Here is a 12,818-nt window from a genome sequence, read left to right on the forward strand (position 1 = left end):
CTGTTGTTCTGGAGCGAGCTGCGCTCGTGTTCGGTGTCATCGGATGAAGTAGATCGTGACGAACAGCCCGATCCACACGATGTCGACGAAGTGCCAGTAGTAGGAGACAACGATTGCGGCGGTTGCCTGCGCCGGGGTGAACTTCGACAGTTTGGTCCGGATCAGCAGGTACACGAACGCGATCAGACCGCCGATCACGTGGAGGCCGTGGAACCCGGTCGTCATATAGAAGACCGAGCCATAGGCGTCCGACGCGAGCGTCGTGCCGTGGCCGACCAGAACGGTGTACTCGTACGCCTGCCCGATCACGAAGATCGATCCCATGATCAGGGTGATGACGTACCAGCGCCGCAGGCCGAAGACGTCACCGCGTTCAGCGGCGAAGACGCCCATCTGGCACGTCACCGACGAGAGGATGAGAATCGTCGTCACCGGGATGGCGAGGGCGAGATTCAACTCGGTCGGCGGCGGCGGCCAGCCGACCGCGGAGTTGGCACGGGCGACGAAATACATCGCGAAGAGGCCAGCAAAGAACATGAGCTCACTGGACAGCCACACGATCGTGCCGACGCTGACCATGTTGGGCCGGTTCAGCGAGTGCACGCGCGAGGTGATGGCTGTTCCTGAGGTACCTACAGCGCTTGTCACAAGTGAAGTATGACGGTTCGTAGTAAGCGGTGGCCACCCGGGTCGGAAATTGCCGTCGACCAATTCTCCAGATGCAGGTCCGAGGCGGTATCCGATGGCCTCCGGCGTGTCCGAAAGGGGCGTGCGAAGCGTCCGACTGGCTACCGTGTGTTCATGTCCAGTTCGGCGTCTTCCGGCCCTCGCGACCTCAACGGCCGCGTCGTCGAGCAGGGTCGTCTGGCGCGGCTCCGCTCGCGGCTGCGACCCCGGGCCGAGTCCGGGCCGCTGACGCTGGGCGAGCGGGTGGAGGTCGTCGCCCGTTCCGAAGACGATGCGATCGCCAGTTCGGTCGCTCTCGAGGCGTCGTCCTGGCGCGCGGACGACGAGGTGATCCTGCGTCACCACGTCGAGGTGCCACCCGATCGGCAGGCAGACGCGGCAGCGGTGGCCGCACTCGACGGGTACGAGTCCATCGCCGATGAGCGCTGGGGACCGGCTCCGTCGCCCCGCGCCGAGGGACTCGTGGTGCTGGTCCTCGCCCGGGTCCAGCTACTCGACGCGATGCACCTGTCGCAGGAACGATCCCGCATGGCCAGCCTCGGCTCGCGCCACGGCGGATTCGCGCGCGAGTGGGCCGTCCTCCAGCGTCCGCCCGGCTGAGCAGCCACGAGTCGCGTCGGAGAATCGGGCGGCCCCATCTCCGGCGCTCCACCGGATACCGGCCACCTGTTTCCGAGACGCACCACTAGGCTTTGTGCTCGTGAGCACCGCACAGTCCGACTTCAGCTGGCCGCAGATCCTCGGCAAGATCATCGATCGTCTCGACCTCAGCGCCGACGAGGCGGCGTGGGCGATGAACGAGATCATGACCGACAGTGCGACCGGAGCCCAGATCGCCGCGTTCGGTGTCGGCGTGAAGATGAAGGGTGCGGCTCCGGCGGAGCTTCTCGGCCTGTCGCGGGCGATGCTCGACCACGCGACCCTCGTGGATGTCAGCCGTCCGGCCGTCGACGTGGTCGGTACCGGTGGCGACCGGTCGCACACCGTGAACATCTCGACGATGACGTCGATCGTGATCGCCGCTGCGGGTGTCGCGGTGGTGAAACACGGCAACCGCGCGGCGTCGTCGAAGAGTGGTGGTGCCGACGTGCTCGAGGCGCTGGGCGTCAACATCTCCCTGGACGCCGCCGCCGTGGCGCGATGCGTCGAGGAACTCGGGATCGGGTTCTGTTTCGCGCCGGTCTTCCACCCCGCGTTCCGCTTCACCGGTCCGCCTCGGAAGGAGATCGGCATCCCGACCGTCTTCAACGTGCTGGGCCCGCTGACCAACCCGGCGACGCCGTCGCGTGGACTGATCGGCTGCGCCTTCGCCGATCTCGCACCGGTCCTGGCGCGGGCCTTCGCCGAGCGCGGCGGATCGGCACTGGTGGTCCGCGGCGACGACGGCCTCGACGAACTGACCACCACCACCACCTCGACGGTGTGGCAGGTCGCTGCCGGGCAGGTGAACGAACTGACCATCGACCCGACCGATCTGGGGATCGAGCGGGTGGAGCTCTCGTCCCTGCAGGGTGGCGATGCGACGGTCAACGCCGCGATCGCGCGCGAACTGCTGTCCGGGACCACGGGACCGGTTCGCGACGCGGTGCTGCTGAATTCTGCCGGTGCGATAGTCGCGTTCGAGCAGGAGGCGCCGATGAGTGCGGCGGAGCTGACCGCAGCGCTCGGCGTGGCGAAGGATCGCGCCGCCGAGGCCATCGACAACGGCGCCGCCGCAGACCTGCTCCAGCGGTGGGTACAGCTCAGCGGGCAACTCGCGGCGTCGGTCTGACTGCGGCTCGCCGGTCGGACTGCGGCTCGCCGAGGTGCGACGCGCACGATCTGGGCGCGTCAGCTCTCGCCGATGGAGAAACCGCCCTCGACGTCGGAGCTGGAATAGCTGCGGAACGCGATGTGCGTGGCGCTCTTGAGCACTCCCGGTAGGCGATTGATCTTGCCGGTGACGACCGTCGCGATCTGCTCGTGGTCGCGGACCCGGATCTTCGCGATCAGGTCGACGTCGCCCGCGCAGGAGTAGACCTCTTCGACCCCGGGAATGTCGGCGACGGCCTGGGCGGTCTCCGGGATGCGGTGGATGTCGGCCTGGATGAGGACGATGGCAGTGATCATGGCGCAAGCCTAGTCGGCGGCGCTCAGCCGGCCCGCCGTGCGCGAGCGTCCGTCACGGGCCGTGCCGAACGTGCGTCGTGCGCTGATTGCGACCATCCGAGCCGGCGCTCGGCCGAGCCCGCCGGCAGCGCGACCGGCTCGCTCGTCGACACGATGCGCGCTCCCGGCTCGGTCATCCAGCGGTAGACGAGACCGACCTCCTCGGCCGGCGCGCCCCGTAGCGGGCCGACGCCGGGCAGCACGGTTTCGGCCGCGGCGATCAGTGCGTCGACGACGGGCATGGGGGAGACGCCGCGTCGAGCGCGTCCAGCTGCCGCGAGCCGTCCGTGCCGGATGACCGCGAAGTGCCATCCACGTTCGCCGTCGGGCCGCGCGACGACGATCTCGGCGATCGCGCACAGCGCGGCCAGTCGCTGACAGCGGGCGAGGCTGTCGATCGTGAGCGCGAGCCGGTCCCGATGCCGTGCCGCGGTCTCGAACATATGGGCCTGCGCGAGATCGGCGAGGCGTGAGGTGAGGCCGTCGAGGAGTTCGTCGGCCTCACCGCGCATGAGCCGGCGTGCCGCGGTGACCCGCGGGGAGTAGTCCGGGACGGTCTGTGGCTGCGCGGTCGACGCCCGGCACGATCCGGGGCGACGCCTCCCGTCGGCGTCGGGGCACCAGTGGTAACCATTCACACCGGGTCGCGTCGTGCACGTGCGCAGACCTGCGGCCGCCGAGATCACATCGGCCACGGTCGCCGCGTTGGTGCGATTGCCGACCGGGCCGATCGACTCGTCGGTGGGCGTGCGGGTGACCTTCAGCCGGGGGTAGCGCTCTTCGGTCAGCGTCACCCACCATCCCTTGTGCGGCTGGGTCGAACGCCGGTTGTATGCCGGCGCGTGTGCACCGAGCAGACGCAGTTCACGTACCGCCGCCTCCAGGGCGTGGGAGCACTCCACGATGTCGACGCGCTGCGCGAGGAGCACCATCTCGGCGATGCGGCGACGTGGGTCGCCACCACCGAAGTACGAGCGGACCCGGCGGCGGAGGTCCACGGCGGTGCCCACGTAGAGGACCTCGTCTGACGGGCCGCGGAAGAGATACACGCCCGGGCGCGAGGGGACGTGGTCGGCGAGGGAGCGCTTGGCCCGCAGCCGCGGGTCTGTCCGGGGCAGGTAGGACGTCAGGTCGCCGACGGTCGCGATGCCCTGGTTCCCGACCCGTTCGAGAAGTCGGTGGAACACCTCAACCGTGGCGCGCGCGTCGTCGAGGGCCCGGTGCGTGGGACGCACCGAGACGGCGAACAGGTCGGCGAGGGCGCTGAGTTTGACCGTAGGCGCCTCGTCGCGCGTGAGGATGCGCCGGGCCATGGTCACCGTGCACAGGCTCAGGCTGAACGTCCACGGCAGCTGGAGGCGGATCGCGTTCTGGCGCAGGAAACCCATGTCGAAGCGGGCGTTGTGCGCCACCAGGATCGAACCGCGGGCGAACTCGAAGAACGCGGGCAGCACCGACTCGATCCGCGGTGCGTCGGTCAGCATCGCGGTGGTGATGCCGGTGAGGGTGACGATCTGGGGCGGGATCGGACGACCGGGGTCGACCAGGGTGGCGAACTCGCCGATGACCTCACCGCCGCGGATCTTGACCGCGCCGATCTCGGTGATCCGGTCACGGGCCGGGTCCGACCCGGTGGTCTCGAGGTCGACGACGACGAGGGTCGTGTCGAAGAGGGAGCGGTCGCTGAACTCGTTCGACGTCTCGCCCGTGGCCACCTGATCGGCGGCCTCCAGGTCGGCGAAGGTGAGCTGCCCCGCGGGGGAGCCGTCCACGCTGGTCTGCGTCACCCGGCGAACACTAGTTCGATCCACTGACATCACGACGCCGACGCACCGACTGCTCGGCGTGTGGCTCGTGTGACTGCTGTGTCGATCGCTGTTCGACGGACTTGTCGGTGGGCGCCCCTAGTCTCCACCTGGACGTGAGAAATGCGGTGCTCTCACGGTCACAAGGACCCGTACGAGGGCCGACACGGCCCCACCCCGTCAGATGAGATGGAGATCACACTATGTACGTCGACTGCGCGCGCTGCCCGGCTCGTCCCGTCGCTTGCGACGGGTGCATGATGACGGTGCTGTTTGGCGGCCCGAGCTGGGACGATATGCCGGACGAAGGTGGAGTTTCGGTAACGACTGCGACTGCCGACGCCGACGCCGAACTCGACCTCGCAATCGACGTTCTGCAGGCTGCTGCAATGGTGACGAGTGGTGCTGCACGATCTGCAAGATCGGCCAAAACTGCAGTTCAGGGCACAGATCAGCGTGCCTCTCTCACGGTGCTGCGGGCCGGTTGAAAATCGGGCGAGGTTTGGCTGTCAGTCGCCTAGTGGACAGAGCGCATCCGATTTCGTAACCTTTCTGAGACCTTTGCGGAGCGTCCCGCTTCAACAGAAGTGGTCCGCAGTAGTCACCGCTCAATCGCCCTCGCGGCGAACCGGGGAACCACAACCTTCGGGCGGGCTCGTCGGAGCGCATCATCACTGATGTCTCTCGCGCGAATCCGTTCCGAATCGGGGTGAATCGCGTTGCCATGCATGAGTGTCCAGTGGATGCCTCATGTTCGAAAACGTGTAGGGCCACTCTTCCGGCCCGAACCCGACAGCTAACTCGGTCGGCGGTAGAGGAAGATCTGAAGGAGAACTCGCTTCGTGGCCAAACATCGTTTGGAACAGCCCAACCGCGGCAGCACGGTCGCCAAGAAGGCGGTGATCGCCGGATCGATCACGCTCGGTTCGCTCGCCGCAGCTGCCGGCCCTGCGCTCGCCGCCCCGGTCCACACCCCGCTGGGCACTTTCGAGATCCCGGCCCTGCCCGGTGCGAAGGCCCCCGAGGCCAAGCCGGCGCCTGAGGCCACGCCTGTGAAGAAGTCGCCCGCGGCCACGGTCGAGATCCCCAACCTGGGACAGTTCACCGTGCCGGGCATCGCGCCGGACCAGATCCCGCAGCAGTTCCGCCCCCAGGGTGGCGCTCCGCTCGGCCAGCCGCAGCTGACCGCGGGTGAGAAGGCCGTCAAGGCCGCCGAGAGCAAGATCGGCTCGCCCTACTCCTACGGCTCCGCCGGCCCCAACGCATTCGACTGCTCGGGTCTCGTCTACTGGTCCTACAAGCAGGCCGGCAAGACCGTCCCGCGCGACAGCTACGGCCAGCTCGGTGGCGGACGCGCAGTGTCCTACTCCGACGCCAAGCCCGGCGACGTCATGATCTTCAACGGTGGCGGCCACGCCGGCATCTACGTCGGCAACGGACAGTTCGTCCACTCGTCCAACTACGGCACCCCGGTCAAGCGTGACGCCGTCAAGGAATGGACCCTGACGGGTATCCGTCGGTACTGACGACAACCGAACCACGAGAGCAGACTGAGCACGAGGGTCACCGAACGGGGGTATCGCGATCTGCGATCCGCCCGAATCGGTCCAGGGGTACTGCGGGCCGCCCTAGGGTGGTCGTCGGGGGCCGGGACTGCTCGCAGATCGACAAGCACACACGAGGGAGTGGGTACGACCGTGCTGATCGGGGAGGAACGGGCGCGCGCGACGCGACCACGTCTGCGTTCGGGTCCGCTGATGCTCGCAATCTGTGTCCTGACGGCGCTGGCAACGCTCGTCCCGACCGTTTCCGGTGGAATCGGTGACGCCCATGCGGTTCCGGCACGGTCGGCCGACCAGTTGCTCGACCGCTACAAGAAGCTGGGCATCGACGCCGAGAAGACCACCGAGGCGATGCACAACGCCAAGATCGAGTACGACAAGCAACGGGGGATCGTCGCGTCGGCCAAGAAGGCCGCGGCGGAGGCGCAGCAGACGCTCAACACCAGCCGTGCTCAGCTCGCGGTGCACCAGAACCGGGTCGATGCGATCGTCCGCGCCAGTTACCAGGGCGCGCGGGTCAGCGGGCTCTACGCAGTGATGGTGAGCGACTCCCCGCAGGCGCTTCTCGACCAGATGTCGGGCCTCGACATGATCTCGCGTCAGGCGTCGGTGGACCTGACCGCCATCAAGAAGGTGCGGGCACGCACCGCCATCGCCAAGAAGGACGCCGAGCAGACGGCCGTGGCCGCCTCCGAGGCGGTTTCGCGCGCCGAACGGGTTCGCGGTGACCTGCAGACCAAGCAGGCCGATCTGCAGCTCCAGGCGATCCAGATCCGGTCGATCTACAAGTCCATGACCGGCAAGCAGCTGGCTGCGCTGCGCGGTCCGACCTTCGACTTCGATCCGCGACTGGTGCCCAAGGGCACCGCCGCCGGACTGATCGCCACGCACGCCGCGCTGACCCGGATCGGGGATCCGTACGTGTGGGGCGCGACCGGACCGAGTTCGTTCGACTGCTCGGGACTCATGGTGTGGGCCTTCCGCCAGGCGGGCAAGACCATCCCACGGTCGAGTCAGGCGCAGATGGCCGGCGGGCAATCAGTGGCGCGAGACGACCTCGAGCCCGGTGACCTGATCATCTACTACCCGGACGCCCATCACGTCGGCATGTACGTGGGCGACGGTTACGTCATCCATGCCTCGACCTTCGGTGTCCCGGTGAAGGTCGAACCGCTCGACGAAGCCGGACCGTACAACTCCGCCCGCCGGTTCTAGTCCCCGGTGATCCCACGGCGCCGGCGTGCCGGCCCGGCCTCCGCCATCGTCGCCCTGGCCGCTGTCGTCGCCCTGTCCACTGTCGTGGCCACCGGATGCGGCACGGTCGGAGTGCCCGGCGGCCCCGGCTCGTCCACCGCGCCCGCGTCGTCGAGCACCGAGGTCAACGTCTACGAGCGTGATCGTGCCGCGGGGGTGACCCGGCTGCTCGACTCGCTCACCTCGACCGTGAGTTCCGGCGACGTACGGGCGATCGGCACCCTGTTCGACACCGCCGCCACCCCGGCCTTCAAGGACAGATTCAGCACCGCGACCGCCACGTTCGCGCCCCGCCGGTTCGCTCCGCGGAACGGCCGTTCCGGCACCCTGCGGTTCGTACGGTTCCAGTACCAGCTCGCGCCCACCGAGGAGGCGGAGGTGCTCGTCCCCGGTGAGCTCCAGGAGCTTCTCGACGCCGGGGGGAGTTCGGACTCATGGGTGGCACCGGTGGAGTTGCGCTACGCGCTCGGCGGCGAGACCGTCCCAGGGGTCGCCGAGGCCGAGGTTGTCGTCGGCATCCAGTTGGTGGTCGCCCGTCACGGCGACGACTGGCGCCTCGTCGGCGACGCCGAGGCCCTGGGTCGCGAGCCGTCGCCGACGCAGATGTGGGAGCTGCCCGGCCTCCAGGTCGCCGACACCGCCACCGCCGGCGGCACGTCGGTGGTCGCCTCATATCCCCGGACGGCTCCGACGGTGGCGACGCTGCGACGGGAACTGCCCGGGGCGGTCGACGCCGTCACCGCGTTCTGGGGTGACTCCTGGGATCGTCGCGCGGTCGTCGTGGCGACCGCGACCGACGACGAGTTCAGCGCGCTGGTGCCCGACGGCCGCGCGGCCACCGGCGCGGCGACCGCCGCGACGGTGCACAGCAGCGTCGACCTCGTGCAGCGCACGGCGACCGGGCAGCGGATCGTGCTGACCCCGGCGGTTCGGGAACTGGCGCCGCCGACACTCGCCGTGGTCCTCCGGCACGAGCTGACACACGTCGCCGCCCGCACCTCCACCGCGCTCGACGCGCCGCTGTGGATCACCGAGGGCGTGGCGGAGTACGTCGGCCGCAGGGGCACCTACACGCGATTCGCCGACGCCGCGCCCGATCTGACCGCGTCCGTGCGCGCCGGCGCGATGCCCGCGGGCCCACCCGCCGACACCGACTTCGCGATGGACGGGCAGACTTCACAGGTGGCTTATCAGAGTGCGTGGTCGTTGGCCGCCTACGTCGCCGATCGTTTCGACGAGGCCCGGCTCAAGAAGATGTACCTGGGAGTCGCGGCGTCGGCCCTCCCGGCCGCCCAGGACGCGGCCATCACCTCGAGCCTCGGACTGACACGCGCCGAACTGGTCGCCGACTGGCAACGCTGGCTGGCACGGCAGGTCAGCTGATGTCTCGAACACTGTTGCTCACCAACGACTTTCCGCCGCGGCCCGGCGGCATCCAGTCCTACCTGCAGAACCTGGTGGACCTGCTCCCGCCGGAGGACGTGGTCGTCTACGCGCCTCGATGGCGCGGCGCCTCGCACGAGGAGTTCGACGCCGCAGCGGCCTACCGGGTCTACCGGCACCCGACAACCCTCATGCTGCCCACTCCGTTCGTGGCACGCCGAGCCGCCGAGATCGTGCGCAGGGAAGAGATCTCGACGGTGTGGTTCGGGGCGGCCGCACCGCTGGCCATCCTGGCACCCGCGATGCGCCGCGCGGGCGCGCAGCGGATCGTCGCAAGCACCCATGGCCACGAAGTCGGGTGGTCGATGCTGCCGGGTGCGCGACAGGTGCTCGGCCACATCGGTCGCCACACCGACGTGATCACCTTCGTCAGCCGATACACCCGCGGCCGCTTCGCATCGGCATTCGGCGCCCGCGCGGCGCTCGAACACCTGCCGCCCGGCGTCGACACCGATCGTTTCGCCCCGAATCCGGTGCTGAGGCAGCAATTTCGCGATCGACTCGACCTGGGGGACCGGCCGACAATCCTCTGCCTGTCGCGACTGGTGCCACGCAAGGGGCAAGACGTGTTGATCCGTGCGCTACCGCTGATCCGGCGCACGATCCCAGACGCCGCCCTCGTCATCGTCGGCGGTGGTCCCTATGCGAAGACGCTGCGCGACCTCGCCGAAGACGCGGGGGTCGCGAGCGACGTGATCTTCACCGGATCGGTGCCCGCCGCCGAACTCGCCGCGTACCACAACATCGCCGACGTCTTCGCGATGCCGTCCCGGACGCGGGGTCGTGGACTCGACGTCGAAGGTCTGGGCATCGTCTACCTCGAGGCGTCGGCCACCGGCGTGCCCGTGGTCGCCGGCCTGTCCGGTGGCGCGCCGGAGACCATCGAGGAGGGCGTCACCGGCACCGCCGTCGACGGCACCGACGTCGACGCGGTCGCCCTGGCGATCCTGTCGATCCTCGGCGACCGCGCGGCGGCAGCCGAGATGGGCCGGGCCGGAAGGCGTTACGTCGTCGAGAACTGGCAGTGGAGTCAGATGGCCGCCCGGCTGCGTCAGCTGCTCTGAGGCGCAACCGGCGCGGGCATCCCGCGCCGGTCGCCGGTAGCTCACCGCTGGTAGATCGCCTCGATGTCGCCGGCGAACTTCTCCACGACGACGTTGCGCTTCACTTTGAGGGTCGGCGTCATCTCGCCGGTCTCCTCGGTGAAGTCCGTGGGCAGGATGCGGAACTTCTTGATGGCCTCGGAATGCGACACCGTCTTGTTGGCGAGATCGACGGCCGACTGGACCTCGGCGCGGAGATCAGCGTCGTCGGCGAGGTCGGCGACGGTCGAGGACGCGGGCTTGCCCATGCGCTCCTTCCATGCCGGGAACGCGTCGGGGTCGATCGTGATGAGTGCGGCCACAAACGGTTTGGCGTCGCCGACGACGGTTGCCTGCGAGATCAGCGCATTGGCGCGGATGACGTCCTCGAGTCCGGCGGGGGAGACGTTCTTGCCGCCCGCGGTGACGATCAGTTCCTTCTTGCGGCCGGTGATGGTGATGAACCCCTCGGCGTCGACGGTGCCGAGATCACCGGTGTGGAACCAGCCGTCGACGACTGCCGACGCGGTGGCCTCCGGGTTCTGCCAGTACTCGGTGAAGACGACGCCGCCGCGAAGCAGGACCTCGCCGTCGTCTCCGATCCGTACGTCGTTGCCCGACAGTGGCTTCCCGACACTACCGATCTTCGAGGCCGAGGGCGTGTTCACGCTGAAGGCCGCGGTGGTCTCGGTCAGGCCGTACCCCTCGAAGACGGGCACGCCGACGCCGGAGAAGAAGTGGCCGAGGCGGGCACCGAGCGGCGCGCCACCGGAGATGGCCATCTGGCACTCACCGCCGAGGGCGGCCCGGAGCTTCTTGTAGACGAGTGCGTCGAAGACGCCGTGCTTGACCTTCAGCGCGAGACCGACCTGACCCTTCTCCTTCGCCTGCGAGTACGCGATCGCGGTGTCGGATGCGGCGTCGAAGATCTTGCCCTTGCCACCGTCGTGCGCCTTCTGGCGGGCGGTGTTGTAGACCTTCTCGAACACGCGCGGCACCGACAGGATGAGCGACGGCTTGAAGACGGCGAACTCGTCCACCAGGTTCGGGATGTCGCTGGTGTGCCCGACCTCCGCGCCGGCCTCGATGGCGACGAGCGTGATGGCCCGGGCGAGGACGTGGGCGAGGGGCAGGAACATCAGCAGGCGCTTCTCGTCGCGTGCGATGACCTTGTCGAGGATGTCGCCGGCGAGAACCGCCCGCACCTCGGAGAGCATGTTGGCGTGGGTGAGCTCGCAGCCCTTCGGGCGCCCGGTCGTCCCCGAGGTGTAGATCAGGGTCGCCGCGTCGGCGGCCTTCACGGTCCCGCGGCGTGCCGCGACCTCGTCGTCGTGGACGTCCGCACCCGCCGCGACGAGCTCGTCCACGGCACCCGGCGCATCGGTGCGGTCGATCTGGAAGACGGTCACCGGCGCGGTGAGGGAGTCGATGGACTCGAATTCAGCGCGATGTCCGTCGTCCTCGAGGACGATCGCCACGGCGCCGGAATCCTGCATGATCCATTCGATCTGGCCCGCGGAGGACGAATCGTAGATCGGGACGGTGATCGCACCGGCGGACCAGATCGCGAAGTCGAAGAGGTTCCACTCGAGGCGTGTGCGTGACAACAGTGCCACCCGGTCGCCGGGGTTGACGCCGGACGCGATCAGGCCCTTGGCGATCGCGGAGATACGAGCGGCGGCATCGGCGGCGGTGACCGGTTCCCACCGGTCGCCCTGCTTGTGGCGGAACACGATGTGCTGCGGCGATCGTTGCGCCAGGCCGAAGATGATGTTCGTGCAGTTCTCGTCGTCGTCGATCGAGAACGTCGCGGGCACGCTGTACTCACCCATCGTGGTTACCCTCCAGTAGACATCAGTCACCGAATCGTATCCCCGCTGCTGAACCGCACTCATCGCGACGTCGCTTTCGGGTGCACTACCCTGCGTCGACACGAGTATGTGAAGCTAGTGGGCGTGACGAGCATCCAGGTGGCCGACGAGGTCTTCGTCGCCGCGGCACCGCCGTCGGCAGCCGCCGTGATCGGCGACCCCGCCAAGTGGCGTCAGTGGTGGCCGGACCTCCGTCTGGCCGTCACCGAGGACCGGGGCGAGCAGGGCGTGCGCTGGCGGGTCGAGGGCCCGGTGTCGGGAACGATGGAGATCTGGAACGAGGCGGTCCTCGACGGCTTCGTCCTGCACTACTTCCTCCACGCCGAACCCACCGGCCGACTGCCCGAGGACCCACGTGTCCGTGCCGACGTGCTGGCCGAGGCGAACAAAGAGCGTCGCGTGATCGGTAAGGAGGTCTCCTTCGAGGTCAAGCGACTGCTCGAGGAAGGCCGGGTCGTCGGTGGTCCCGCCGCCGGTTGGCCGGCCACGGGGGCCGACGCGACTCCGGCCGGGACTCGGTGATGGCCGATCACACCGAACGCGACATAGTCATCGGCGCCGATGCCGACGCCATCCTCGCCGTCATCGCCGACTTCGAGCACTATCCCGAGTGGGTGACCGCCGCCCGCGAGGTCGAGGTGCTGCGCACCGATGAGTCCGGCCGGGCCCTCGAGGTCCGCTTCGTGCTCGACGCCGGTGTCCTTCAGGACACGTATGTACTTGCCTACGAGTGGGATTCGAACACCACATCGGTGTCGTGGCGCCTGGTGTCCAGTGATCTGCAGAAGGATCAGCGCGGGCGATACATTCTGACCCAACAGGTTCCGGGATCGACGAAGGTGACCTATGAACTCATGGTCGACCTGCAGGTGCCGATGATCGGGCAGCTCAAGAGGCGTGCCGAGAAGGCCATCACCGATGCGGCGCTGAACGACCTCAAGAAGAGGGTCGAAGGCTGATCGATCT

General features: G+C 68.4%; 13 protein-coding genes and 1 riboswitch. Of the genes, 9 read left to right on the forward strand and 4 right to left on the reverse strand.

Annotation, left to right across the window (positions count from 1 at the left end):
- Nucleotides 1–36: 36 nt before the first annotated feature.
- On the reverse strand, nt 37–648 hold the full coding sequence (locus ACFW3F_RS11530; protein WP_388057349.1) for a heme-copper oxidase subunit III: 612 nt from the start codon (nt 646–648) through the stop codon (nt 37–39).
- A 153-nt stretch (nt 649–801) separates the two neighbouring features.
- Between ACFW3F_RS11530 and ACFW3F_RS11535 the strand changes: the two genes are divergently transcribed.
- Both ACFW3F_RS11535 and trpD read left to right on the forward strand, forming a co-directional pair.
- Nucleotides 802–1,287 carry a hypothetical protein gene (locus ACFW3F_RS11535; protein WP_388057351.1) on the forward strand — a complete coding sequence of 162 codons (486 nt, stop codon included), beginning with the start codon at nt 802–804 and terminating at the stop codon, nt 1,285–1,287.
- A gap of 100 nt (nt 1,288–1,387) precedes the next feature.
- A complete protein-coding gene (gene trpD, locus ACFW3F_RS11540; RefSeq protein WP_388057353.1) occupies nt 1,388–2,458 on the forward strand; it encodes an anthranilate phosphoribosyltransferase in 1,071 nt (356 codons plus the stop codon).
- Between the two features lie 59 nt (nt 2,459–2,517).
- On the opposite strand, the gene ACFW3F_RS11545 is transcribed toward trpD, so the two are convergent.
- A complete protein-coding gene (locus ACFW3F_RS11545; protein ID WP_014927322.1) occupies nt 2,518–2,796 on the reverse strand; it encodes an Lrp/AsnC family transcriptional regulator in 279 nt (92 codons plus the stop codon).
- A gap of 23 nt (nt 2,797–2,819) precedes the next feature.
- Complete coding sequence (locus tag ACFW3F_RS11550; protein WP_388057446.1) at nt 2,820–4,652, reverse strand: DEDD exonuclease domain-containing protein; 1,833 nt, start codon at nt 4,650–4,652, stop codon at nt 2,820–2,822.
- Between the two features lie 245 nt (nt 4,653–4,897).
- Between ACFW3F_RS11550 and ACFW3F_RS11555 the strand changes: the two genes are divergently transcribed.
- From ACFW3F_RS11555 to ACFW3F_RS11575, 5 genes are all read left to right on the forward strand, one after another.
- Complete coding sequence (locus ACFW3F_RS11555; protein ID WP_388057355.1) at nt 4,898–5,128, forward strand: hypothetical protein; 231 nt, start codon at nt 4,898–4,900, stop codon at nt 5,126–5,128.
- A gap of 107 nt (nt 5,129–5,235) precedes the next feature.
- Nucleotides 5,236–5,466: riboswitch (cyclic di-AMP (ydaO/yuaA leader) on the forward strand.
- 16 nt (nt 5,467–5,482) lie between these two features.
- The gene (locus tag ACFW3F_RS11560; protein ID WP_388057357.1) at nt 5,483–6,166 is read left to right on the forward strand and encodes a C40 family peptidase; all 684 of its coding nucleotides are present in this window, start codon (nt 5,483–5,485) and stop codon (nt 6,164–6,166) included.
- 231 nt (nt 6,167–6,397) lie between these two features.
- Nucleotides 6,398–7,417, forward strand: coding sequence for an NlpC/P60 family protein (locus ACFW3F_RS11565; protein WP_388057448.1), 1,020 nt, complete (start codon nt 6,398–6,400; stop codon nt 7,415–7,417).
- A gap of 6 nt (nt 7,418–7,423) precedes the next feature.
- On the forward strand, nt 7,424–8,839 hold the full coding sequence (locus ACFW3F_RS11570; RefSeq protein ID WP_388057359.1) for a hypothetical protein: 1,416 nt from the start codon (nt 7,424–7,426) through the stop codon (nt 8,837–8,839).
- Complete coding sequence (locus ACFW3F_RS11575) at nt 8,839–9,963, forward strand: glycosyltransferase family 4 protein (RefSeq protein ID WP_388057361.1); 1,125 nt, start codon at nt 8,839–8,841, stop codon at nt 9,961–9,963. Before ACFW3F_RS11570 ends, ACFW3F_RS11575 begins: the two co-directional genes overlap by 1 nt.
- Before the next feature lie 41 nt (nt 9,964–10,004).
- Here ACFW3F_RS11575 and ACFW3F_RS11580 read toward each other — a convergent pair whose 3' ends face one another.
- Nucleotides 10,005–11,813 (reverse strand): AMP-dependent synthetase/ligase, encoded by a 1,809-nt coding sequence (locus ACFW3F_RS11580; RefSeq protein WP_388057363.1) that lies wholly within the window; start codon nt 11,811–11,813, stop codon nt 10,005–10,007.
- 108 nt (nt 11,814–11,921) lie between these two features.
- Between ACFW3F_RS11580 and ACFW3F_RS11585 the strand changes: the two genes are divergently transcribed.
- Complete coding sequence (locus ACFW3F_RS11585; RefSeq protein WP_388057365.1) at nt 11,922–12,374, forward strand: hypothetical protein; 453 nt, start codon at nt 11,922–11,924, stop codon at nt 12,372–12,374.
- Complete coding sequence (locus ACFW3F_RS11590) at nt 12,374–12,811, forward strand: SRPBCC family protein (RefSeq protein WP_388057367.1); 438 nt, start codon at nt 12,374–12,376, stop codon at nt 12,809–12,811. The genes ACFW3F_RS11585 and ACFW3F_RS11590 overlap by 1 nt, the downstream gene beginning before the upstream one ends.
- Nucleotides 12,812–12,818: the final 7 nt, after the last annotated feature.

Origin of the sequence: Gordonia sp. NPDC058843 (assembly GCF_042743165.1) — a bacterium.
In the GTDB taxonomy this organism is placed as follows: Bacteria; Actinomycetota; Actinomycetes; order Mycobacteriales; family Mycobacteriaceae; genus Gordonia.

Excerpts from the sequence above, each read along its gene's own strand:
- ACFW3F_RS11545 (WP_014927322.1), bottom strand. The coding sequence starts at position 2,796 with ATGATCACTGCCATCGTCCTCATCCAGGCCGACATCCACCGCATCCCG.
- ACFW3F_RS11550 (WP_388057446.1), bottom strand. The coding sequence starts at position 4,652 with ATGTCAGTGGATCGAACTAGTGTTCGCCGGGTGACGCAGACCAGCGTG.
- ACFW3F_RS11565 (WP_388057448.1), top strand. The coding sequence starts at position 6,398 with ATGCTCGCAATCTGTGTCCTGACGGCGCTGGCAACGCTCGTCCCGACC.
- ACFW3F_RS11555 (WP_388057355.1), top strand. The coding sequence starts at position 4,898 with ATGATGACGGTGCTGTTTGGCGGCCCGAGCTGGGACGATATGCCGGAC.
- ACFW3F_RS11535 (WP_388057351.1), top strand. The coding sequence starts at position 802 with ATGTCCAGTTCGGCGTCTTCCGGCCCTCGCGACCTCAACGGCCGCGTC.
- ACFW3F_RS11590 (WP_388057367.1), top strand. The coding sequence starts at position 12,374 with ATGGCCGATCACACCGAACGCGACATAGTCATCGGCGCCGATGCCGAC.
- ACFW3F_RS11580 (WP_388057363.1), bottom strand. The coding sequence starts at position 11,813 with ATGGGTGAGTACAGCGTGCCCGCGACGTTCTCGATCGACGACGACGAG.
- ACFW3F_RS11575 (WP_388057361.1), top strand. The coding sequence starts at position 8,839 with ATGTCTCGAACACTGTTGCTCACCAACGACTTTCCGCCGCGGCCCGGC.